The sequence below is a fragment of the Ochrobactrum chromiisoli genome, from assembly GCF_026241335.1.
In the GTDB taxonomy this organism is placed as follows: Bacteria; Pseudomonadota; Alphaproteobacteria; order Rhizobiales; family Rhizobiaceae; genus Brucella; species Brucella chromiisoli.
This window is the reverse complement of the sequence record NZ_JAPHAV010000003.1, coordinates 103,485-125,735: the sequence shown is the minus strand read 5'-3', so window position 1 is coordinate 125,735 and position 22,251 is coordinate 103,485. Positions and strand designations below refer to the sequence as shown.

Sequence of the window (22,251 nt, the reverse complement as noted above, 5' to 3'; positions counted from 1 at the left end):
CTGAGCCTCAAACGATTTCGATTGTGAAGGGACCTGAAATCGGGCCGGGAACGCCGTCTGCGTTCTGTGGCTCAATCCAGACGTAATGAATGCCTTGCGAAAGGCAGGCAGCGGTTTCGAGATAGCCGACGATGTCATCAAGACTGCCGTCGAACGCAGTGCTGGCTTCAAACTGAATGGCGTTGTTGCCGGTGACAGCCTGAATGCGATCAAGCTTGCGGCCGTTCGTTGAAACAGACGTTCCAGCACGCGGCGAGCCACCGTTGAAACGTGGCATGATTGAGCCTGCCGACCGGCTTTCAACCGAATATCCAAAGCGATACCATTTGCCGGACGTCAGAGACAAAGCCTGACCGATGCTGCCAGATGTGCCAGCCGCATGCGTTGCCTTACCGCCTGCAATCGTCCAGTCAGGATCGAGCGTCCAAGAAGCAGCACTATCCATCGCGCCACCCACGATCAGCGTTGATCGCGTCGTATCGCCTAACGCAAAACTGAAGCTTTGTAGCGCGCTGACACTATAAGGCTGACCTACAGCGTCGGTTTCACGATCCAACACGGAAGCGGTCGAGCGATAGACCTGAACGCGCTTGGTGTTAGCATCTGATCCCGTGGCAAGCTGAATGAGTGCGCCACCTAAAAGCGGCGTGATTGAGATCGCATTGGCATCAAGTGCCTGTGGGATCGGCGCGTCATCCGATCCGATAACGATTGTGACTGTGGATGTATATGGACCAGCTGCACCTGTGAACGAAAGAGCGCGAGCGCGTATCTGAATCGTATTGCCCTGACTGTAGGCTGAGATCGTGCCGCCGCCGTTGGCCGCTGGGATTGTGGTGACTGTCCAGTTGCCGGACGTTCCCAAACGATGCTCGATACGAAACTGTGTGGCTGTAATGCCGCCGCTGCCCGGTTCAATCAGATAGGTAATGGTGCCGGAACGATCCGTACCTTTGACGCCCGATGTGATCGACGTAAAGCGCGGCGCTGACGGCTGGAGCATGTTTTCATTGATCTCAGCACCAACGCGCGATGACCATGCTGGAATGACGGCCGCATCGGTCAGCGTATCGATGATTGGCGAGGCATCAATCGCCCGAATGATTGAACATTGATCTTCGGTCTGTTCGACCTGGCTAACGACGACCTGATAGCTATCGGTCCCCATTTCACCAAAGTGAACGATGTCCCGCGCCATTGGCTGCGCGCCTGTTCCTTTCATGGAAAGGAGCGTGGTTTCGCCCGGATAAGTCTCAACAGCGCGCACGACAGACGTGCCAACCGTGTCGCTTTCCGAGGCAAAGTGACGGAAGCGGACGCCGTAGCTTTTGCCAGCTTCCATGGTCACGACTTCATCCAGTTCTACCATATTGCCATTCTGGGAACGAACGCGGCCAGCCCATTGCGAGCGGCTCAGCACGTCATGGCTCAGCATGACGGAATCACCGCGTGTTGCTACCCGAACGGCTCCCTCTTGTATGGCCTCATAAACGTCTGGTCGGTATTCAGCCTCGAAGAAGCGGCGCAGACCTTCGCGATAAACAACGGTTGGGTTTGTCAGACCGGGCAGTTCAAGCGTTTCGGTCAGCTTGATGTCGCCCTCAAAACCGGGCCTGCGGATAACGCGCTGCGCCTCTTTAAAATCATTGCCTTCATCCTGAAACTTGCAAATCCAAGCGTCCGGCTTTTCGACATAAGCGCGACGGGATGAGAAGTTCCAGCTGTTACGTGGATTGACATGATCGACAATAAGCTGCGCTGGCCGGTCGATGACAACGCCCCACTGCATGCCGTCATGACGTGGCGATGCACGACCAGCTGCAGCAACTTCCGTTAGAACATCACGCATGGTCTGGCCTGCCTGATCCAGCACCCGATTATAATGCAGGCTTTTAAGGCGGCAGAAATCGTGCCAATCAGCCAGCATATCGAGATCGATGCCGCTGTCTGCAACTGGCTTGGGATTGGCCGGGCATTGCAGCACATAACGATAAAGCGAAGCTGGATTAGAGGTCGCGCGTTTCACCCACGTTTTTGACTGGTAATCCCAATCTAGGCAGACACGACGCACCATCGCAGTGAAATTATCGAGTGCGCCGGATAGCTGATGTGTCGCCTTGATGCGCACTGCCACAAGAGCAAGCGGATAAGGATAGTTGAGCGGATATTCCGGACGCAGTGTCTGAAGGCCAGCCCACATGGTACGTTGCTGAATTTTACTGTCGTCGCTCTCATCCGTCATCATGGTGGCGCGAATTTGCCAGCGACCGCGCGATGGAAACTGCCACGTATATTGACGATAGAACGTCTCGACCTTTTTTGCTGATACATCCAGATTGGTCACAAGTTGCCACTCATCGGCCTGTGCCAGTCTCTGCTCGATGCGCACTCGCACACTATGCTGGCGTTTTTCGCCTTCATCATTGAAGCGTACCAGACCACCGGGGAAAGCCAGAATAATCGATGCACCTTGAGCATCAGGCCCGCTTGTGCGCACGATTGGCGTCTCAACCGCCTTTTTCGTTTCAAAAAAGCCGCCCCATTCGGTTCGCTCGAGAGGCCGGGCCAATTCAACGCCGATATTCTCTTCAACAATCTGGCGCGGATATAGGCTGACCGGCAAATCGGTCGGCAGACCTTCTCTCACTTCAATTTCGATGTCTTTATAATCCGCAATCGATGTATCGCCGATGCGGAAGTCGGAAAGTTCAACCGGACCGCTGCCGAAGTTGAACAGCGAGCGGATATATTGCCAGTCGCCTTCGATTTCGGTCCAAGGACGCGCTGCAAATGGCGGCGCATAGCGGATTTGTCCCAAAACTTCTGGCACGGCACCGTCAGGATTGAGCGCATTGCGCCAGCCGGAAATGCTGTAGGTCGAACGGCGTTCGTCATCCGGCTTAACTGGCGGGATCAGCGCGTTGATCAGGAGACTGCCGAGGAGATTGACCCCTACGGTAATCAATGCTCCTCCGATTGTAGCAGCAGCTGTCGCCGACAATCCCGGAATAAGTGCACCAAGTGCCGGTCCGAACATCACGCCAAGCGCGACAGCTGCAATTGCCACGACGATTGAGAGGACCGCTTTAAGAGCACTTTTGCCGGGAATGATGCGAATAACCACGCGAACGCCCGGTCGCGGACGAACAGCATGCCAACGTTCGGCTGGAATGATTACCGATCCACGCTCAGTGACCAACGACACGCGGCAACGGCTCAGATCAGCTGTGGTGCCACCCGGTAAAGCTGCCTTGACGATTTCAGCCACCGTCAAGCCTTCCGGCAATGTCATTTCAATGCGCGCGCTACCGGGATCAATTGCGGGTGCTGCGAGAACCGGGATCATGTTCATCGGCCAGCTCCAACAGAATCGCTTTGAACGTCCTTTGAAGGAGCTTTAACGTGCCTGTAATGACCGATGAAACGGTTCTTCCAGCGACCTGTTCGATAGTCGACTACCTTCGCGCAGTCTTCGCCTTCCATGTGAATCATGAGTCCGGGCTGGATGACGACACCAACATGCGTCGATAGCGTACCGCGCCGAAAAACTGCCATGTCAAAGGCTTGCACCTTGTGATCGACTTTTGACCACATCGGCGAAATCGCAGCACCTTCGATCAGCGCTGCAATCTCGCTATGCTCATCAACCGAGCCATAGCCGAGATAGTCCGGCAGATCGATCGCAAGGGCTTCGCGATAAATGGTGCAAGCAAGACCCCAACAATCACAACCGTTCCGGTCACGGCCAAACTCGACATAGGGAATACCGATAAAGCGATCTGACCAGCTCATGGGTGCACTCCGGGAAAGTTAAGCCGTGTCATGCGCCCGGCCGGAAATGGTTCCAGCTCAATATCTTCGCGGCTAAGAGAAAGAACGATTTCGCTGGCGGTTATGTCAGCCGCTGTAAGTTGCAGATCGTGAAACTCAGCTTCGATCACATCAGGTGACGAGGCCATCACAACGGCAATGCTGACGGTCGCGGGATCACTGAATGAACGAACCAGCTCAACCATTTCGCTGTCGAGATTTTCTAACGCGATCTGCGCTGATGCGGGAGCATCTTCGGCATCACCCGGAAGAATGGCCGAGGCAATCACCCACAAAAACGGTTCTGTGACTGGATTGGAACCACGCCATTTTGAACGGGTGCCATAATAAAGCGGATCGCTGGAAAGGCGCTCCGTGTTATCGGTCGACAGGCGGATAGGCTTTTCCAGCTGCGGATGCTCAATGTAAATGAGTGCCGCTTCGATTTCGGCAGAGCCTTCGGCATCGAGTGCCATACGGGCATTAAGCGACAAACGTCTCATGGCAAAACCACCACATTAAATGATTTACGAAACTCGATACCAAGAATGGTCTCGGTCGGAATTTGATCACCCCATGAACAAAGCCAGCTTCCAGAAAGAAGCATGGGTGCGCCGTCTGCGGTTAGAAGCGGCGCGCCATCGGAGGTCAGCAGAGACCAGCCTTCGGTTGTCGGATCAGGCATCCAAAACAAACGAGCGCCTTCAGCACATTCGTGGTGGAAAAAATTATCAAAGATCGCCCGTTCGTTTCGCGTGAGGATCAAGGACAAACTGACGAGCTTCGATGCTGACGAAAACCGGCGACGATAGGCAGGCGGACCGGCGTCGGACTGACGCTTGCGACGCGCATCTTGCGAGGTCAATTGCCAGCTTTCTCGCTCTGGACGCGGTAAAGCTTGCGGCCATTCTAAAATCATGTGCGCCTCCGGGGAGCGCGGCGAGCACCATACATCTGTTCAAAGGTTTTTCGGCCGCGTCCGGGTGCTGCCAAACCTTCACCCACCATGTCGGACATGACGAGCTTGTACTGGCGCTGCCCACGCTCGTTGGAGGTTTCCTCAACCTCGGCATTCACATGAGCTGATGATTGATTGATGACCTGAATGACTGGACGGCTATCAACGAGCGCGTTTCCGCCTGACGACCCACGACTGAAACTTGTAAACGGTGACGGCCCGGCCTCAACAATGCCGCCATTCGAATAACCGCGACGGCCTAAACGCATGGCATCAACAACGGCTGGACCACCGGCGCGCGCTACATCGCGCTGAGACCAAACAACTTCACCGGCATGAACAACGCCGCGTGGTTCATCCACTGCGCCCGGTCCGGTATAACCACCGTTAGAGAACCCGAACGCGCCAAGTATACTCTTAAAGAATCCCGCCAATCCGCTGCCGGTGCCGCCGCCGACAGCACCAAGAAGACTTTGCGCTAAATTTCCAAGTCCGCCACCAAACTGATCAAGGCCCTGCGTGGCTGTATTTAACCCAGCACCAAGATTGCCAAGCGAGCCTGTAGCGTTGCCTGCGACACCTGCCATTTTCTGGACTTCGGTCTCAAACTTGCTGACATACTGACTGATAGTGGTGCCATAAAGATCACTAGAGTTGGTATCGCGACCAATTGAGCCGGGACCAGCAAACCAAGCTTGTGCCGCACCGCTCGCACCATACTTTCCGACATAGCCGCCGAAAATCTTATTAAAAACTGCGTCCTGTGCTTCTTGTGAGCTGAGGAATTGCTGTGGCGATAAAGACGTGCCGAGTGCGGATTTCGTCCAGCCCGGAATATTTGCGCCCATGACCTGATAGGCACCATAGGCGCGGTCGCCATTGACCGTGATTGGTCCCATGGCATTATAACCGCCACTGCCACGGCTTTCGATGTTGCGGATAGCGGCCGCATATTGCGCCATTGTCCCAACTGGCGCGTTAGAGTTTGCGGCATTAAACATGCGCGAAACATCAAGTCCACCGATGCCAGCGCCGCCGATATTGACCACCGCCGCCTGGACATTCATCGAGCCAGTCGTGTTGGCAGCGCCAAGTGCAGACTGAATAATGCCGTTGCCATCAACCTGACCGCCGCCGAACAGCTTGGAAATTATGCCGCCAAACCCGCCGACATCATTAATGGTGCCGTAATTCGTCCCAAAAGCCGCATTTTTCATGGGGTTAGTGACGCTAAGCGTTAGAAGCGATTTTGTCAGGTCTTTGCTGATATCCTCCAGCGCTCCGGACAAATCGCCCGAACTCAGGCTATCGACAAGGGAGTCGATAGTGCTCTCGCCAGCTTCACGAACCTGTTTCCAAGCGTCAGCCTGTTTTTCAAGCTGCTGAATGCGCTTTTCGCCTTCCAAAGCATTGGCACGGATAATCGAAGCTTCGGTCGAAGCGACATCAAGACCACGCCTGCGAATTTCCTGCTCGGCCTCCAGCTGCGCCATAATGCGATTGCGCACTGTTTCTGTTTCGCCGACGACCGCCAATTCGACCTGAAGACTGGCGAGACGTTCCTGCTGTGAGCGAATAAAGTCTGCCGCGCCAGAACGCTGGCTAATCTGACGGTTTAGGTTCTCTTGCTGTGCGTAAACCGCACGGATTTCGTCAGCTTCGCGGGACTTTGTAGCAAGTCCGCGATGGCGAATTTCTTCCTCAGCTTGCAACTGCGCACGAATGCGGCCGCGCACGGCTTCGGTCTCACCTGCTACCGATAGCTCAACCTGAAGGCCAGCAATACGCTCGCGTTGAGTTCGGATGAAATCCTGCGCACCTGATAGCTTTTCCTGTGCTGCAAGCTGCGCGTAACCGTCTCGCAATTCTCCGATAACTTTGTTGAGTGCGGCCTTATCCTTGGTTTCGGCTATCGCAGCGGCGGCGATGAGCGGACGAAGCGTTAGCTCCTCCTGTAGAACACGATTAGCATCTCGCGCCGTGATCGCACCGGATTGCACCATTGCGGCAACCTGAGAACGCACCTGAAGCTCTGTCTGCATATCAGCGCTTTGTGCGGATGCGGCCGCTATTGTTTCTTCAATTACGCGTGTGCGGGCGCGTCCAGCGGCGGCTTCGACCGAGGCGGCGGATACTTCTTGCCCTGACAATTCTAGTCTCGCGCGACGGGCTTCTAGTTCTGCCCGCAACAACGGATTGCGCTCGTTGGCAATCTGGATATCGAGACGATCCAATTCCGACGCTCGCGCCTGTTTATTAATCAAGGCATCGAGAGCACGGGTTTTCGCCTCAATCGCGGTGTTGATAAAATCGCGCTGGGTATCATCAAGCCCCGTCACGCGGGTCGCCGATTGCAGCGCGGCAATCTGATTTTTCAGTTCCTGTTCGCGCCGTGCATCAACATTAGCGTTAGAGCCTTCCGCAATTCCTAACGCAGCCGCAGAAATTCGATTATCTTCGGCCTGCTTTTTGCGCTCGGCAGCGGCCGCATCCCGTAGCCGCTTTTGTTCGGTTAATGCATCCAGCTCGGCTTTTGCTTGAGTGGCATTATCGGTCGCACCATTCAATGTTCCCATTATAAAAGGCGAGCGTTGTGATTGATTGCTAAATCTATCGTAACGCGACTGCGCGTCAGCAATCTGCGCCTCTAACGATGGCCCTGACGCTGCCCGGTCAATCGTTCTACCAATCCAATCATAAGCATCTGATGATGCATTTTTAACATTTTCCCATGCTCGACCGAAAGCCGTGGTTGCCTCGGTGGCAACCGCCAAACCGTTCGGCAAGGCGGCAAGCAAAACAGCCTGCGCTTCAGAAACTCGATTCGATTGAGCAAGATTGGTCGCATGACGCGCGGTCGCAGCATCTATGAGGCCATATTGGCGATAAAGCTGTTGAGCCGCTTTTTCGGGATCAGCGAACATATCAGACAAGGCTTTGCCTGCGGCTTCAGCATCCATGCCGAACGTGACAGCGAAATCCTTCGAAATTCCGATAAGCTGCTCAAAGTTCTCAGAGCCGATTTTGCCGGTGCGCAGAAACTGCGCTTCCATTGACCGGGCAGACTTAACAGATATCCCGGCAGCGGCCGCACCCGCTTGCGCTGCCGCTTCCATATCCTCAAAACTGCCAGCCGTAGCACGGCCAAGACCGTTAGCGGCTGTCGAAACTTCCTTGGTGGACTGAAGATAAGAATTCCAAGCAGATGCGCCTGTTACAGCAACCGCAGCTATGCCTCCAATAGCAACACGCGCTAATGTCGCGTGTGAAGCCATGGCCTTTAACGTATTGCCAACGCCGCCATAAATCTGCGCGATCTGTGGCCCTTGCTGAAGAAAGACTTGTTGAACCGGCATGCCAAGCATCAGCGACTGAACAACATCGTTCACCTGATAAGACATATTCCGGGCTTCATGTGCGGTCAGCTTGTAATTGTCATTGAGGCCGCGCATCGCCACATCGGTGCGGCGGATTTTCTCAACCTGCTGATCGTAACCGGCTTTTAGGCGCAACTGTGCTGCTGCCGCTTCATCCGTGGTCAAAATCCCGTCACGCTCGGCTTTCTGAACTTTTTCAAGCTCGCGGCCATATTCGCGCTGGGCATTATAAAGCGGTACGTATCGCGCTTTTACATCATCTGCCCATTTGGGGTTCCCGGCGGGATTGGACGGAAGCTGCGGCGATGACGTTGGAGATGAAGGTGATGTCGGTTTGGAGGCAGGGTGGCTCGGTTTCAATCCCAACCTTGCTTCAGCAGCGGCGCGGGTTTCAAACTCAAAATTGCTTGTGCTGGCGCGTACGGCCGCTGCTTTTGCTTCAGCTTCAGCCAGTCGGCTGGTCTGCTCGGCGGCTTTTCTTGCCGCTTCAGCTTCACGATTAAGAGCAGCCGTTTGTTTATCAAGGGCTGCGGACGTATCGCCTGATTTTGACGACAGGTCCGCAACATCATTACGCAGATCAGCCGTGGCGGCTTTTGCCTGCTTGGTATCGGCCGTGAACAGCAATTCAAATTTTGACTGACTCATGCCGATACCTCGTTAAACGCTTCAAGCGCTGCAAGCTCCATGATCTGCAACAACTCAAAAATGTGGTCTGGAAAATTCAACCGCCTCAAAACCACGTCCACATCGATGTAACTCAGCCCTGTACGGATTGGGCCGACCGGCGTGAATTCGACATTCCATTGCGTCTCGACAGCGAGAAATGCCCGCAACGCATCTTCATTTTCATTCCAGACCTCAAAAGCATCGCTTCTGGCAGTGACTGCGGCCGGATCAACCGCAAAACCCAACTCGGCAAATTCTGCCGCAATGCCGTCATCAACGGTAATGGGCTCTCTATCGTCAGCCCGACCGACGCGGGAGAGCGCCCAAGCCCGCGCCAGTGCCTTTAGTTTCCCAGCTGGGCTTCCAGACCGGAAAGCGATTCCGCGTATGCGCGATAGAGTGCATCACGGAACCATCGCTGTTGAATGGCCTGCGCCAGAATTTCCTCTGAGAACGGGACAGGTGTTTTATCTTCACCGAGAACGTCATCCCAATTTTTAACAACCAGCAGCAGCTGCTTCTTTTCATGGTCGGCACGTTCGCGTTCGGTCTTAAGCTCGCCGTAGGCTTCCTGCGATGCAATCGCCTCATCACGGCCCTGCGGCTCAAAAAGAACCTTCAGCTGCTGTTCTGCAATTTTACCGGCTTCTTCACCGGGAATACGAACCGTGACCGGCCACCAGTAACGCGGATTGCTAACGAGTACGAATTTCATGGACTTCACTTTCTGACGTTAGAAAATTATCGGGATCAGCGGAAAACGAGCTTCAGCTCGTCCATGCCGGTGACTGGGCAGAAGGAGAGCGGCAAACTGTAATTGATGATGCCATCAGTCTGGCCTTGCGTCGGCTTGCCCACCTCGACAGCAGGAGCGGTAATTTCGACAATGTTACCGGCTGTCTTGCCGTGGGTGAGCGTGAGTTCGCCGCGTGTGCGCTTCAAAGCACGATCAAACCAATCGACTTCCGACAATGCGCGCCCCTCAACAACCGTTGTGCCGGTCGAGCTGCGATCAGAAATCAGGATACGTTCATCACCAATGAGGAAACGTGGCGTGAGAACATTGCCAAGATCAATCGAAAGGCTTTCAGCGACCGATGGCCAACCATGAAGCGACATGGTGGTATTTGCCTTAGAAACGGTATCAGGCGTAATCCATTCGGCTGTCGTCACAGCTGGCATGACCGCAACGTCAGTAATTGTTCCCAAAAGCCCAAGATAAGTGACACGGAAACGTGGGATAGCGGACGGCGTAAAGCTTGGCGCGATATTCGCCTGACCGCCGAGCAATACATGGCGGACCTTGTCAGAGATAAAATAAAGGGAGCCGCTTTCAACAGCCTCCTCAACAATCTCGTAGGTCACATCCTGACCGGCCGTGATCGTTTCGGACATACCAGCCACGCGCAGAATAGAGCCAATCTTTGGCGGCGTTCCGGCCGCGCCGGAGCCAGCAACCTCAATGTCAAATTCGACGCGGCCATAAATGCCAGCAAGCACAATGCCCTGATTGCCCATGTAGGGCAGCAACAGGTCACGAGAGACTTCCTGCCCTTCGATAGGAGTAATTGTGACATTGGCTGCAACAAGTGCGTCAACGACAGCAGGCGTCGAATCTTCCCCATAGGTCGCCTCGACCTTGTGAAGCATTGCCAGTTTACGATGTTTACGAACCGCCACGGCTATTTTCCTTTCCTGACAGGTTGGCTGGCAGGAGCTGGCGCTTCTGCGGATTTGGGTTCAGACGATTGCGGAAGTTCTTCTGCTTTCGTCAATTTCCGGGTTTCGGCGTCGCGGATGTATCGCCCACCTTTCAATGGCCGGTTCATGATCAATCCTCCTGCGTTAGAAGACGGTTTGTTTCCCACGTCTGGATATAGACGGTGACACCATTACCAATCGGCGTACCTTCACCGCCGACAAGTTCCAGCGGGTCAGTGTTGTCGTCCGGTTCCCATCCGGCCAAAGCACGCTCAATGCCTCGTTTGACCGGCGAGAATAGTTTCGCCTTCATCGTTCCCAGCTCATCGCCGTGATGCCGTAAAAGGACGGCAACAAGAAACTGCTCATTGATAAGCTGGCGATAGCTGGTGGCGAGGCTGTTAGCCTTGGCGCGTTCGCGAAACGGAATGACAAAAATTGTGCCGCTATCTCGCTGCAAAGACTGGATGATCGCATCCAAATCCTCAGCCATGATAACGTCTGGTGCGTCGGTGACCGTTAATTTCAGGCGCTCTACAACGGCGGAAAGCATCACCAGCCCCTCAGACCATGATTGGAAAACACCTCGGCGGGATGTGATGCGATGACACCACCTGCTGAAGCCTGTGGGATTTCTCCATCAGCAACGGGAAGAGCCAGAGCACCGCGCGCAACATCTTTGAGCGCTGCAAGTGCATCCTTGTAATCATTGACCACGTATTCCGGTGGCCCTTGGAAATGAAGTTTGTGACGAGCGATTGAAATCGCCCACGTCCGGACCAGATCAGGCACGGCTGCAAATGGCAGCTTGTACTTTGCAGCGACATAGCCGTTGACGATATTGTCTGCATGGGTCAGCGCCTCGGCAATAACTTCCGGGTCAATCTCTCCATCGCGGTTGCGGTCGGCAATCTGGCGAATTTCGCCTAACGATGCCCGCGCAATCAAATCGTCTAACGTTGCATAGGTCATTGCAGTATCCTTGAAGAATAGAAACGGGGTGGAAGGTTGAGGCCAACCACCCCGAAAGGCTCCGGCTTGGGAGGTTTAGGGACGGAGCCTATTTCGAGAGTGCAAGTGCTGTGACAGCAGTCCTGTATTCCGGCTCTGTGATCTCGCGACCGAGAGCTTCGGAAACTGCCTTTGCAGCCTTGGTATCGTTGAGCTTGGAAACAGCCTTCGCGTTTTCCTCGACCACAAGCCACTCAGCAATTGAGCCTATATTTGCGACAGACGCCTTGCGGGCTTCCTCTCGGATTTCCGCAACTTGATCTTCCGTCAGTTTCATTTCCGAAAGTGACTTTTCTGCTGTTTCAGCACGCAAAGTGAGTGCAGAAACGTTAGAGATTTCAGCCTCTAGCTTCATTTTCAGATCGTCACGCTCGTTGGTGATTGGAAGCAAAGCGTCCGTAATGGCTTGATCCACGATCTTTTCCGCCATTGCTTTCGCCGCTTCCTCCAGCTCGAGATCAAGTTCATCGCTGTCTTCAAGCGAAAATGAATTATCCCTTACGCTCTCGCTGTTAATGGCATTTGCCTGCATAAGATCGATGAGTTCAGTATCGGTGACCTGAACCTGCTCCCCGGCTTTCCGGAATTTTCCGCCGATCTTTGCAGGTGCGGATAGTGTGACGTTGCAAGTTTTCTTTTCCATGATGATCCTCACTTCGCGCCAGCGTTCTGGATCAGGAAGCCAGCCTCGGCACCTGTGATGGTGGCGCGACGTTCAATGGTCGTTGGATAAATCCACGAACCGTTGCGATCTTCAAAATACGGCTGATTGACCTGCGGATAGCCCAAGAGCTCATAGGTGTAAGCGTAGCTCGGCACCTGAAAGTTGTTTCCAAGCTCAGGGACATAAGCGAGGATCGCATCATCACCCCAAACATCGTTGGCGAGTGCGCTATCGTCAGATGTTTCCGGAAGATAGACAGCCGCACCCACAACGACCTTTTTTAAATCGAAATAAGCAGCAAGCATTTCAATGGTAATGCTTTCCTTGGAAGTGTACTTGAACTGCTCCTTGATCTTCGGATGGTTTTTGGCAGCGTTCGCGGCGTTCGGGCCAAGAGCGAGCGTATTAGGATAACGACCAACCGAACGTCTGATCGCTTCCTTGGCCTCATCGATATCAGCCTTTGGATCAGATGACGGGTCTGACCAACGATCACCACCTGTCAGCGCAACCTTGTGATTGGCGTCATACTTAGAAGCATCACGCGCCAACTTGGCAGTGTCTACTTCCAAGGTCAGATCGAGCACGTCTAGCACCATGTTGACAGCACCCGCAGCAAGATCGATGCCGGGAACCGATTGGGCCTCTTCCTGATGCTCGGTCGGAACAACGGCTTCAAGCGAATCCTGTGCCAACGAGACTGGATCATCGGCATAGCCATACTGGATACGTTTGCGGTCAGCACCCGGAGCGCGACGTGTATTCAGAAGGCGGAAGCTTTCCTTGCCAAAGCGGATCGTACGCATGGAACGGTTCGGGATCGAGACACGCGGAAACAGTTCCGACGAGATGAAAGTTGAATTGCGATAGCCACGCGCATGCGTCGATAGGATCGGATCGACAACTGCGGCGGTGCGCTGATTAAGTGCGGGCATCGGAGTTCCTTTAAAATTCAAGCCTAAATCAGAAAGACAGGCCTTAACGGATGAGAACGGTGACGAATTCACCATCGGCTGCGGTGGTTAGCGCCGTTGCGAAATCATTGACGGAGTCGGGTTCGGCAGCTTTCACGCCACCAGCAGCGGCAGAGATAACCCGCTGCCCTTTGGTGATTGGTCCATTCGCGCGGACGCGGTCATAACCAATGGCCGTTACAGCGATATCAAGGCCGATCTCCGTTGCTGGATGTTGCGCGATACCCTGAACCGGCGCATCGTCTGCGGTTATTTTTTTATCGTCCCAGCCAATAAGGTCAGCTTGGTCGAACATGCCTGCGGCAATCACCGACAGGGCAAGAACACTATGGTAGTAACGCAAGGCTGATATCCTTCCTTGAATTGGCCGTTAGGAAACGGCACGAACAGCAATGAGATAGTCGGTGCCGGGATGTTGGCGCTGATAGGCCAGCGCCTTGTCGTGGATTTCCAGCTGATTGGCATCGACGCTCTTACCGTCAGCGGCAAATGAAGCATCGCCACGGCTAGCGCCGTCACCCGGTCCAGAGCCGAGAGTGGTGGCCCCAAACGTAACGGCCTTTGGCTGCTCCTGAAGAAGTGCGCGGATGCCGTCCGCAATTGATACACCCGTCTCACCAGCAGCAAAGGAAACAGTCACGTTTTCAGGAAGCGCATCGAGCAAGGCGACAAGCTTGTCCGTGTTCGCTGGCAAAAGCTTGCCTTCCTTGGCGAGGTTTTCCGCAAAAGACACGTTGTCTTCATGCGCTAGTTCGCGTTCACGATCTGCAAGGCGCTTTTCACGCGCTGTTAGATTGGCATCGCGTGCGGCAAAAGCCGCCTCATCTGGTTTTGACACAATAGTCTCCTGTGGTTTCGGGGGTGGTTGTGGCGCAGCAAAGCTTGTTCGCGGCGGATCAATGGTCATTTCGCCAAGCCATTCGATGCGATAAGCAGGCAAAGCCTTGTCAGCTTCTTCCAGACCGAATTTTTCAATGAAGAAATCGCGCATCATGCGCAGGAGACTGGCGGTTTCCTCGAAACCACGCTCACCAAAGTCAGCTGCAAATACCGCATCATCGCCTTCAGCGCCGAACTGGACATTCTTGAGGCCAGTGACTGCCGGTGCCGCACCACCAAGAAAACCAACATGCTTTGGATACCAAACGTCCGGAACCGGATTGGCTGCATTGTCAGGACGGAAAAACGACAGCGACACTTTCTTGTAGCTGCCCTTTTTTACCTCGGCCGCAAATTCAGGATTAATGTCGATGAGATTTGCAAAAAGCCGATCAGCCGATGCGTCATAATCAAAGCTCTTCACCCAACCGTAAGCGGGCGCGTCAATGTTTGGATGGCCGACAACAATAGGCGCTGGCGCGGTATCGTAATCATAATTATCCGCCACCGCCTTCAGGTCAGCAGCTGAATAATTGAGTGCGGCTCCCTGCATCGACGTAAAGGTGCCGGAGCGGAAAACTTCAATACGGGCAGTCTGGGATTTGGCTGGCATGGTTCGATCCGGTTAAAACTCTGGATCGAATGTGCCCGATGTGATCTCGAAAGAGGCCCGGACGATAGGTCCGTACAATTATCAGATGGGGCCGATGCCGGGCAGAATGCGCCAGCCAGTTTCCTGTTTCAAGTGTTTGACGAAGAATGTAGCCATGAAATCGAATGAAAGGGCTGTTTAAAGGGTTTCTAACGGGGGGCTAACGCGCCGTGGATCAAAAACATGCACATCGCGCTATCTTAGAATGGAAATCGCGTCAGCGGCGCTCTTTTTAGATATCGCATTTCATTCGCGCAACCAGTCATCTGCGATCCCGAAAATTATCTTTTCATCCTCTTTCGATATCCCGGCATAAGGTCTCGCTGGAATCGTGATCGTATGCCCCCCCACCGTCACCTCGCGGGCAAAGTTAGATCTACTCTTCTTCCTGAAGCGCTGATCCAGCGTGTCTGTCTTCTGATCGTAATTCTGATAGATTGTGTGCTGGCGAGCCTTCTTCTCGATCTTGCCACCCAAGAAATGGATTGCGGCATATTCGAGCGGTGAGCCAAGCGTTGCCCCTTCAACGGTTGCTTGAAGGTTGAATGAACCTCTGAGCCGTCCGCGAGCGCGCAGTATCGTGATCGGGGTCAGGCGCTTTTTCTCACGCGCCTTGACCGTCGCTGACTTCAATGGCTTCCAAGGTGTGCCATCAGGCGCGGCCTGCCTGTCGAAATTATCACCGAGCGAATTGAGCATATGCTCACCGACATTGCGATAAAACCCAACCGGGTTATCCATACGGTCAACCATCTGCTTCAGCTTAGTGAGCATGTCTGCATCGTTGATGGTGATGCTATGTTTGATGCTGACGCCAGACATGAATTACCTCACGACGATTTTGACGAATGAAGCGGCAGGCCGCGATTATCATTTGCGCTTGAAAGCCAGCTTCCCATTACGCCAGACATCGAGCAAACCGCCTCTGATCCCGCCACGCTCGACAACAACATTCCAAGCGCGCTGGCCCATTTGCATGACAATGGTTAGTCCTCGCGTTTCATCAACACGCAGGTATCGGCGTTCCACTAAACTCTCACCGGCTTTGTCCTGGCTAACTTTCTCCGAAACGCCCAGCCAGATTTCGTCAGGATCGATTAATGTTTCCGCCATCAATGGCGTTAGGGTTTTCTGATCGCTGGGAATCTTGAGAGCACCGCCCTCGGATTGAAACAGCTGCTCGCTGATTGCCATCCGATTTCCCGCCTTGTCTTCAAACAAGCTGGCATTTTCCGATGAAGCGCCAAAGGGTTCAAGAAACGCATCAACGGCCTGCTGGATGGAAGTATCAACATCAAGGACTTCCGCCTGAAACGGCTTTGCTTTCTCAAGCAAATTGCTAATCGGCTCCCCACCGACCGATCCAGCAAAGCGCGATGCGTTCGGAATTAAAGCTCCGCCATTATCAATCAAGGCTGGTGTTAGGCCCTGTTCCCACAGATGGCCGGGCATGTAATCCCAGCCATAGTCTATGCCTTGCGGCTTTTCCGTCAGCTGGCCGGTTACGGGATCAAGTGTCGGGCTGAAAAGCTCACCCGGAGTCTGATCAGGTCCAGTCTTGCCAAGCCTTGTCAGATCGGATTCCGACAATGTACGAACGCCACATGAGCAAACCCAGCCGTTTGGTGGAAAATGCTTTTCCCACCAAGGATCATCATAACGCAAAATAGTGCCATGCCACGCCAAGTGCTGCTTGCGGGGATGCAATGGAACACGCGTCTCCCCATGTCGATACTGCCAAAATGGGCGCAGCCGAACCACGTCCGGATCACGCATCTGTTTGAGGCGACCGGCCATATAGCTTGTTCGAACATTGGTTTCAAAGATGACGCGGGTGCGCCAGCCGCGTTCACCTTTATAGCTCCAGCCATATTGCGAGACGATCCGATCAAAGTCCTTTCGGAAATCCTCTAACGTTGTGCCGTCTGCAATGGCTTTAACAATGACATTCTGAAAATCTGACAGCATGTCGAGATCGGTTGCGCCTGCGATAACAAATGCGCGGTCATGCATACCGCGCATTGCATCGGTCCATGCCTTCGTTGGAGTCGTCCGCTTTTGTTTAAGAAAGTCGATCTGTTCCTTAAACTGCTGCTTAAAAACGCCAACATCGGCAAAGCTTTCAGCATCCTCAACGTCCTGAAACACGGCTTCACGACCAAGCATTGCGGAAAGGTCCAAGCAATCGCGAATAGTCGCTGCAAGACGATCTGGAGACCAAAGTGCGGCAAGTCCAAGAAGCGACGCGGATGCTTGGCTCCAGTCTCCTGCCTGATCGAAAACTCTCCGAACAGCATCAATGCGGCGCTGGAAGAATGGCAGCGCCGCGTCTTCAAGCCGTTCCGCTAATGAGACTTGAACATCGGTTTCTGCAAAGCAGGCTAGATTATGGACTTTTTTTTTAGGGGCAGCGTCAAACAATGAAGCAAATGCAGATGATGAGTTTGCGATATTGCGCAGATCGCGGTCACGCTTGCCGCCTTCCATGAACGCAAATCTTGCTTCAATCAGCCGGTCTATCGTTTCGTCGGATAGATTGCTCGTAAGATCAAATGACGTGATGTAGTCACGAGCAGCTGCATCATCATCAAATTGCGCGGCAGTGATAACCAGCTGGATTAGGGCCTCATCGACGGACTTCGCAGCATCGGCTTTCGCTTTACGCGTATCAGCTGCCTGACGTTCGTTCTTTTGACGAATGCGCCAAACTGATGGAACGCCAGCGCCGGGATAGTTGTAAGCCACCAACCACGTTAGAAAATCGCTGCGCAATGTGCCTGACAAAAGATCGCTGTCGCTATCGCCGCCCATGTCAAGTTGATCGGCGTGGGTTTCAGAAGCCGCACGCGATCCAGAGCTACCGATATCGGTTGTGAGCGTCTCGCCGTTAACGCAGATCGATATTTGCTTGTCCCAATAGGAAAGAAAATCCTGATAGGTAACCGAGCCGCTCCGAGCCGCTTCCAAAAATTTAATGTCGGTTCCGACTGGCGCAGTGATGGCAGAACGCCCACGCAAGTTGCTCAATTGATTGAGCAGATTGTTCTGCTCTTCTGAAAGCGTTCCATAGGGCGTGAAACCTATAACGGTCGGACTGGCGAACTTCTCAAGAAAGTGCAGCCAGAATGTTATGCCTTCGCGCTTGAACAGCACCGGCCAGAAAAGCTTTGATCCTAGGCCGAGGCCATATGGATTGTTACCCTTCACACCAAACCGATGCACCATGAACTTGCGTTGTGGCAGTTCCTCGCCGTTGTGCATGTTTGTCCATGTGAGCAAACGCGGGTTCCAACCCTCGTCAAAAGCAAATCGGCGCTGATCATGTGCAACGATCTGGTCGGGCATAATATTCGCGCCATCACGCTTCCACACGATTTCTGAAACGGAAAAACCCTTTAGCGTCGCGTCGAGCATATCCTCGCAAATTTGATCGAATGGCAGATTGCCGATAACGTCGCGGCAGAAATCCGCAGCTTTGACATCAAGCGCGCTCGATGATTTCGGCTTCAATTCCCATTCGCGAGATAAGACGACACGCTTGCGCTTCTGAAGCATAGCGCTGGCATGTGTATCACGCTCAATCTCATCATAGATTTTAAGGCCCTTGCCACCGCCACGCTGGATGAGCGTATCATCGGCATGTTGCAAAACACCTGAATAGTACGGAATTGTGATATCGTTGCGTGCAGTCGCGACGAGCATCTTTGCCCCGGCAGGCAGGTTCTTCCGGTTTTCATCCGTGACGGGTGCCGCGTCAGCTTTCATAGTCGATAGTCTCCGTAATGATTAGCGCCGCCGCCAGTGGCACTCATAATCCCGCCAAGTGCACCGCCCTGATTTCCACCCGAATAATGCAAAGCGTTCTGCCACAGCATGTCGAGGCAATCAGGACCGTCATCATGATCGGCGTCAGGCCATTGCTGGAGCTGATCAATCAGCGTCTGTTGCGTCTGGTTAAGACGGATCAAACCGGCAGCTGTTGGCGGTTGTAGACGCTCAATGCGTAAATCCTTATCCGCGTTAGGAATAATCGGAATTGCAGATATGCCGACACCCTGCTTTGCGGCCGTGGTCATCAGCGTGGTTCGTAGAAACTCCTGAAACTGAACCGCTTCCACGAACCAGAGCAAGCAGCGATACTGCTTCTGAAACGTGATGATGTCGGAGATAATAATATCCGGCAGGCGGCGGCGGATTGAAGCCTCCAGTATGTCCATCGTGCCATGGAGACGGTTAAAGCCACCAATCAATATCGCGCTCGGATCGCGACCATGCCCCTTTTTGCCAAGTGACGGATCAACAGCACCAAAATGAATGAGGTCGGGCTGACGAAGTGTCCAGAACTTTAAAGCGCTGAACGGACTACCGGCATTGATCGGCTTATTCTGATACTCGGTCTGAAAGCTGTCATGGTCAGATGCACGTTCCAGCATGAGCCAGATGAGTGGCTGGAGCGCAGGCCAGTTAACAATAGCACCTGCATCCATCTGGTCTTTGTGAACAGCATAGAAGTCCAGAGCGGTTTTCTCACCGTCATTATTATAGACTTCCTCAAAGCTGTCCCAGAGGTCCATGCGATCCGGAAAGCGAATGATTGCCTGAAACTCAGCAACCCGCCAGACTGGCGACTTCGACGCACGAACAAGCACCGCATCATAATGCAGAACCGTGCCGACCCAGATTACATCCATTGAACCATCGGGCGGACCAACTTTCAAAGCAGCGCGCTTGATCCATGTTTCCAGCTTCTTACGCTGATCAGGCGAACGTACCTGCTCGTCATTTTCCAGATCATCAAAGAACATAAGATCAGGACGATAAGGGCCGTGGCGGCGACCGCGCAGCTTTTGCAACGCGCCAAGTCCTTCAATGCGGACATTGCTTTTCGTGACAATCTCACCCTCACGCCAAACACGACCCGCGCCGGTCACGTCCGGAAAATCATAAGAAAGGCGTGGGTTTTCGGTGAGTTCTGCCTTGATTGCCTCAATCAAAAGTGCGGCCTGCGCATACACGTCGCAGACCTCCAGAATATAGCGCTTCAGACCGAGACAGATGCAATAAAGCGCAAAGCCGAGCGATAGATGCGTAGACTTGGATGAACCACGCGGCGCAACAAACAAATCCCTAACGCCTTTTTCAGTGGCAAGGATTTCGGGAACACGCGCAAAAATTGCCTTGTGAAAGAGGCTATGCTCACCTTTCACATAATGCGGCAAATAGGTTTCTAGAAAGAACTGAAAGCCAGTTTCGGGATGTTTTGCCTGAGCCAGACGTGCGGCTTTCGCCTTCGGATCGGCTGGGAAAGCTGATACCGAAAGATCGACCCAGCGGGCTAATTCGTCAGCCTTGCCGGATATCCATTCACGGAAATCCTTCTCGCTGACTTTGGCTTTCAGGTTCGGACGCTTCATGGCGCAAATGCACTCGCAATACGGTCACCAAACGGGACAAGAATTTCCTGCACAACGGAAATGTGCTGTGGGAATTGCTCCTGAACGAAGCTTACAAGGTGCTGAACGACCGACTGCGCAACGCCAAGCTCTGAAATCTTTGGCGCAAGTTTACCTGCCGAGGCGGTGACCTTGACCATGGCATCACCGAGCGCGACCATGTGCTTGATCTTCTGATCGAGCGTCAGCTCCTTGTTGTTCTTCACCTCATCAAGAAGCGCCTGCGCCATGATGACGAAATCTTCCGTCACCGACGAAACGACGATGTCTAGCCCTTCACCGGCAATAGTCGCAGCCGAACGAGCCATATCCCAGTCGTCGCCATTATCCTTGGCTGACTTCTTCCAGCGCCCGATTGTTGCCTGACTAACGTTCAACGTCATCGCAATTGTCGCAATCGCCATGCGGCGATAAACATAGTCAGACCGGGCCTTGCGGCGGGTATCCTGATCACTCGCCATTACTTGTCACCGCCTTTGCCAAGGCCAAAGAACTCTTTGACGAGTAACAGTGGATTAACCGATGACTGCTTGAGCCAAAGGATAAGGTTGCGGCCAGTAATGCCGTAAGCAGCTGCAACAGCGTAACCCCAAGAGCCGGGGTTTTCTGCGACACCAAGAACGTCAAGCGTTAATTCGGTTGCAACAGCCGCAACAAAGACACCGGCAAAGATCGAGCCGATAGCCGTGAAGGGGCTATGGGAGCGCCATTCCAATGCGACAGACAAAAGCGAAGCAACGCATGAAGAAAGAAGCGTTGCGGTTTTTAGGCCAAAGATGGTTTCAGGGCCGGTCATTTACGTCCTCTTATGGCGGCAGCAATAGCATTCAGGCCCCCGCCGACCGCCTGAATTCCAAAGAACGAAAGAAGGATTGCTCCCTGCCACTCATCAAAAGGTGCAGGGAATTTCGCGATCTTCCAGCCAAGAGCAAAGCAAGTGTCGAGCGTCACCAGTAAAAGGTGCAACGCAAAGCAACCGGCGATGATGGATGTGATCAGCCGCATTTCCCAGAAACCAGCTGAAGCCAGCCGGATTTCTCGCGCATTACTGGCTGCATCAATCTGACGAGTAATGTCGGCGATGGCCGTATCAGCGATAAGCCGCTGTTCGTCGTTTTCGGCCTTCAGCTTCATTTCATAGGCGCGGGTCAACGCGCCCGTGAAATCCGCCGTTAGCCAACGTAAGAAAGATGCAAACATTATTTGCCTTTAATAACGTTGACCGACCACCGGCCGGAAGCGAACATAAACAGCGCGCCGAAACCCAAAGTCAGAAGTAAAGCCGCTACTCCGAAACCCCAAGGATTGTCGACACCGAGGATAGCCGAAAGGCCAGCTGTGCCGAACACACCACCGAGCAAGCTCTTGACCGAGCCACTGGCGGATGGCTTCACGTCATCGGCTGTGGCGAGTGCCGGGCTAATGTCTGCTGGTTGATCAAACTCATTGGCTGCAACAATGGAATCGAGAAAATTTTTGTGATAACCGGCGATTAGTTTCGCCTTGTCCGTGCCATTGACGATTGCGCGCGCGCCAATTGGATCATCGATACCATCGTTAAAATAATCAGAGAGTTTCTTGCCGGTAAACATGCCTTTAATCATGCCGTCAAACATGACGCGAACCGATGTAAGCAAACTCATACCCGGCTTAACGCCGAACTTTTCAAAGTTATCTTTTCCGGTAAGCTGTGGCAGGCCATCGCCGCGATAAATCCACCCGTCATTTGGCGCGGTATTGCCAAGCCGACCGCCATATACATAGTTGGCAAGCTTCTGCGCTTTCCGGACAAAAGGCTCTGCGCTGGCGTTGGTCTTAAAGCGCGTAGGCCAAGTCTTTCTAATTTTTTCGGCGGTTGTGTAATTCAGGTTTTCACGAATTGGCTGCATCTTGCCGCCAGTTTCGTGAAATGCCGTTGCGAGCATGTAAGCGGTATCTTCGTCAGATACGCGGCGTTTTTCGGACTCTGCAAGAATGGCATGGATACCGTCAATCTGACCTTGCGTCAGGCGACCGCCGAAAGGCGCACGGCGAATATATGAAAAGAACGTAGTGGGATTTCGGATCGTGGACATCGCGCCTCGCAAGCGTGGAAACTTTAGC

General features: G+C 53.5%; 21 protein-coding genes. All 21 read right to left on the bottom strand.

From position 1 onward, the window contains the following. Positions 1-7: 7 nt before the first annotated feature. The 21 genes from gpJ to OPR82_RS09740 all read right to left on the bottom strand — a co-directional run bounded on the left by gpJ (position 8) and on the right by OPR82_RS09740 (position 22,223). Complete coding sequence (gene gpJ / locus OPR82_RS09840; protein ID WP_265984614.1) at positions 8-3,352, bottom strand: TipJ family phage tail tip protein; 3,345 nt, start codon at positions 3,350-3,352, stop codon at positions 8-10. Beyond that, on the bottom strand, positions 3,349-3,792 hold the full coding sequence (locus tag OPR82_RS09835) for a C40 family peptidase (protein WP_265984613.1): 444 nt from the start codon (positions 3,790-3,792) through the stop codon (positions 3,349-3,351). The genes gpJ and OPR82_RS09835 overlap by 4 nt, the downstream gene beginning before the upstream one ends. Beyond that, positions 3,789-4,313 (bottom strand): hypothetical protein, encoded by a 525-nt coding sequence (locus OPR82_RS09830; RefSeq protein ID WP_265984612.1) that lies wholly within the window; start codon positions 4,311-4,313, stop codon positions 3,789-3,791. Before OPR82_RS09830 ends, OPR82_RS09835 begins: the two co-directional genes overlap by 4 nt. After that, the gene (locus tag OPR82_RS09825) at positions 4,310-4,729 is read right to left on the bottom strand and encodes a hypothetical protein (RefSeq protein WP_265984611.1); all 420 of its coding nucleotides are present in this window, start codon (positions 4,727-4,729) and stop codon (positions 4,310-4,312) included. Before OPR82_RS09825 ends, OPR82_RS09830 begins: the two co-directional genes overlap by 4 nt. Continuing rightward, the gene (locus OPR82_RS09820; protein ID WP_265984610.1) at positions 4,726-8,793 is read right to left on the bottom strand and encodes a phage tail length tape measure family protein; all 4,068 of its coding nucleotides are present in this window, start codon (positions 8,791-8,793) and stop codon (positions 4,726-4,728) included. The genes OPR82_RS09825 and OPR82_RS09820 overlap by 4 nt, the downstream gene beginning before the upstream one ends. After that, positions 8,790-9,059 carry a DUF1799 domain-containing protein gene (locus OPR82_RS09815; protein ID WP_265984609.1) on the bottom strand — a complete coding sequence of 90 codons (270 nt, stop codon included), beginning with the start codon at positions 9,057-9,059 and terminating at the stop codon, positions 8,790-8,792. The genes OPR82_RS09820 and OPR82_RS09815 overlap by 4 nt, the downstream gene beginning before the upstream one ends. 98 nt (positions 9,060-9,157) lie before the next feature. Then, positions 9,158-9,529 carry a hypothetical protein gene (locus OPR82_RS09810; protein WP_265984608.1) on the bottom strand — a complete coding sequence of 124 codons (372 nt, stop codon included), beginning with the start codon at positions 9,527-9,529 and terminating at the stop codon, positions 9,158-9,160. A gap of 35 nt (positions 9,530-9,564) precedes the next feature. Beyond that, positions 9,565-10,494, bottom strand: coding sequence for a phage tail tube protein (locus OPR82_RS09805; RefSeq protein ID WP_265984607.1), 930 nt, complete (start codon positions 10,492-10,494; stop codon positions 9,565-9,567). Positions 10,495-10,645: 151 nt separating this feature from the next. Next, positions 10,646-11,068, bottom strand: a complete 423-nt coding sequence (locus OPR82_RS09800; RefSeq protein WP_265984606.1) for a phage tail terminator protein — start codon at positions 11,066-11,068, stop codon at positions 10,646-10,648. Then, positions 11,068-11,487 carry a gp436 family protein gene (locus OPR82_RS09795; RefSeq protein WP_265984605.1) on the bottom strand — a complete coding sequence of 140 codons (420 nt, stop codon included), beginning with the start codon at positions 11,485-11,487 and terminating at the stop codon, positions 11,068-11,070. Before OPR82_RS09795 ends, OPR82_RS09800 begins: the two co-directional genes overlap by 1 nt. Before the next feature lie 88 nt (positions 11,488-11,575). Beyond that, positions 11,576-12,169, bottom strand: a complete 594-nt coding sequence (locus OPR82_RS09790; RefSeq protein ID WP_265984604.1) for a hypothetical protein — start codon at positions 12,167-12,169, stop codon at positions 11,576-11,578. 8 nt (positions 12,170-12,177) lie between these two features. Continuing rightward, on the bottom strand, positions 12,178-13,125 hold the full coding sequence (locus tag OPR82_RS09785; protein ID WP_265984603.1) for a major capsid protein: 948 nt from the start codon (positions 13,123-13,125) through the stop codon (positions 12,178-12,180). Between the two features lie 43 nt (positions 13,126-13,168). Further along, a complete protein-coding gene (locus OPR82_RS09780; RefSeq protein WP_265984602.1) occupies positions 13,169-13,507 on the bottom strand; it encodes a hypothetical protein in 339 nt (112 codons plus the stop codon). A 27-nt stretch (positions 13,508-13,534) separates the two neighbouring features. Then, positions 13,535-14,656 carry a hypothetical protein gene (locus OPR82_RS09775; protein ID WP_265984601.1) on the bottom strand — a complete coding sequence of 374 codons (1,122 nt, stop codon included), beginning with the start codon at positions 14,654-14,656 and terminating at the stop codon, positions 13,535-13,537. A gap of 285 nt (positions 14,657-14,941) precedes the next feature. Beyond that, entirely contained in the window at positions 14,942-15,517 is a 576-nt protein-coding gene (locus OPR82_RS09770) for a phage virion morphogenesis protein (RefSeq protein ID WP_265984600.1), read from the bottom strand. A gap of 48 nt (positions 15,518-15,565) precedes the next feature. Next, entirely contained in the window at positions 15,566-18,460 is a 2,895-nt protein-coding gene (locus OPR82_RS09765) for a phage portal protein family protein (RefSeq protein ID WP_265984599.1), read from the bottom strand. Further along, positions 18,457-20,109 carry a phage terminase large subunit gene (gene terL / locus OPR82_RS09760; RefSeq protein ID WP_265984598.1) on the bottom strand — a complete coding sequence of 551 codons (1,653 nt, stop codon included), beginning with the start codon at positions 20,107-20,109 and terminating at the stop codon, positions 18,457-18,459. The genes OPR82_RS09765 and terL overlap by 4 nt, the downstream gene beginning before the upstream one ends. Beyond that, positions 20,106-20,609, bottom strand: a complete 504-nt coding sequence (locus OPR82_RS09755) for a DUF1804 family protein (RefSeq protein ID WP_265984597.1) — start codon at positions 20,607-20,609, stop codon at positions 20,106-20,108. The genes terL and OPR82_RS09755 overlap by 4 nt, the downstream gene beginning before the upstream one ends. Continuing rightward, the gene (locus OPR82_RS09750; protein WP_265984596.1) at positions 20,609-20,944 is read right to left on the bottom strand and encodes a hypothetical protein; all 336 of its coding nucleotides are present in this window, start codon (positions 20,942-20,944) and stop codon (positions 20,609-20,611) included. The genes OPR82_RS09755 and OPR82_RS09750 overlap by 1 nt, the downstream gene beginning before the upstream one ends. Then, complete coding sequence (locus tag OPR82_RS09745; protein ID WP_265984595.1) at positions 20,941-21,348, bottom strand: hypothetical protein; 408 nt, start codon at positions 21,346-21,348, stop codon at positions 20,941-20,943. Before OPR82_RS09745 ends, OPR82_RS09750 begins: the two co-directional genes overlap by 4 nt. Then, positions 21,348-22,223, bottom strand: a complete 876-nt coding sequence (locus OPR82_RS09740) for a chitinase (RefSeq protein WP_265984594.1) — start codon at positions 22,221-22,223, stop codon at positions 21,348-21,350. The genes OPR82_RS09745 and OPR82_RS09740 overlap by 1 nt, the downstream gene beginning before the upstream one ends. Positions 22,224-22,251 lie beyond the last annotated feature (28 nt).

Coding starts and splice junctions, on each gene's coding strand:
- gpJ (WP_265984614.1), bottom strand. CDS start 3,352: ATGAACATGATCCCGGTTCTCGCAGCACCCGCAATTGATCCCGGTAGC.
- OPR82_RS09835 (WP_265984613.1), bottom strand. CDS start 3,792: ATGAGCTGGTCAGATCGCTTTATCGGTATTCCCTATGTCGAGTTTGGC.
- OPR82_RS09830 (WP_265984612.1), bottom strand. CDS start 4,313: ATGAGACGTTTGTCGCTTAATGCCCGTATGGCACTCGATGCCGAAGGC.
- OPR82_RS09825 (WP_265984611.1), bottom strand. CDS start 4,729: ATGATTTTAGAATGGCCGCAAGCTTTACCGCGTCCAGAGCGAGAAAGC.
- OPR82_RS09820 (WP_265984610.1), bottom strand. CDS start 8,793: ATGAGTCAGTCAAAATTTGAATTGCTGTTCACGGCCGATACCAAGCAG.
- OPR82_RS09810 (WP_265984608.1), bottom strand. CDS start 9,529: ATGAAATTCGTACTCGTTAGCAATCCGCGTTACTGGTGGCCGGTCACG.
- OPR82_RS09800 (WP_265984606.1), bottom strand. CDS start 11,068: ATGCTTTCCGCCGTTGTAGAGCGCCTGAAATTAACGGTCACCGACGCA.
- OPR82_RS09795 (WP_265984605.1), bottom strand. CDS start 11,487: ATGACCTATGCAACGTTAGACGATTTGATTGCGCGGGCATCGTTAGGC.
- OPR82_RS09790 (WP_265984604.1), bottom strand. CDS start 12,169: ATGGAAAAGAAAACTTGCAACGTCACACTATCCGCACCTGCAAAGATC.
- OPR82_RS09785 (WP_265984603.1), bottom strand. CDS start 13,125: ATGCCCGCACTTAATCAGCGCACCGCCGCAGTTGTCGATCCGATCCTA.
- OPR82_RS09775 (WP_265984601.1), bottom strand. CDS start 14,656: ATGCCAGCCAAATCCCAGACTGCCCGTATTGAAGTTTTCCGCTCCGGC.
- OPR82_RS09770 (WP_265984600.1), bottom strand. CDS start 15,517: ATGTCTGGCGTCAGCATCAAACATAGCATCACCATCAACGATGCAGAC.
- OPR82_RS09765 (WP_265984599.1), bottom strand. CDS start 18,460: ATGAAAGCTGACGCGGCACCCGTCACGGATGAAAACCGGAAGAACCTG.
- terL (WP_265984598.1), bottom strand. CDS start 20,109: ATGAAGCGTCCGAACCTGAAAGCCAAAGTCAGCGAGAAGGATTTCCGT.
- OPR82_RS09755 (WP_265984597.1), bottom strand. CDS start 20,609: ATGGCGAGTGATCAGGATACCCGCCGCAAGGCCCGGTCTGACTATGTT.
- OPR82_RS09750 (WP_265984596.1), bottom strand. CDS start 20,944: ATGACCGGCCCTGAAACCATCTTTGGCCTAAAAACCGCAACGCTTCTT.
- OPR82_RS09745 (WP_265984595.1), bottom strand. CDS start 21,348: ATGTTTGCATCTTTCTTACGTTGGCTAACGGCGGATTTCACGGGCGCG.
- OPR82_RS09740 (WP_265984594.1), bottom strand. CDS start 22,223: ATGTCCACGATCCGAAATCCCACTACGTTCTTTTCATATATTCGCCGT.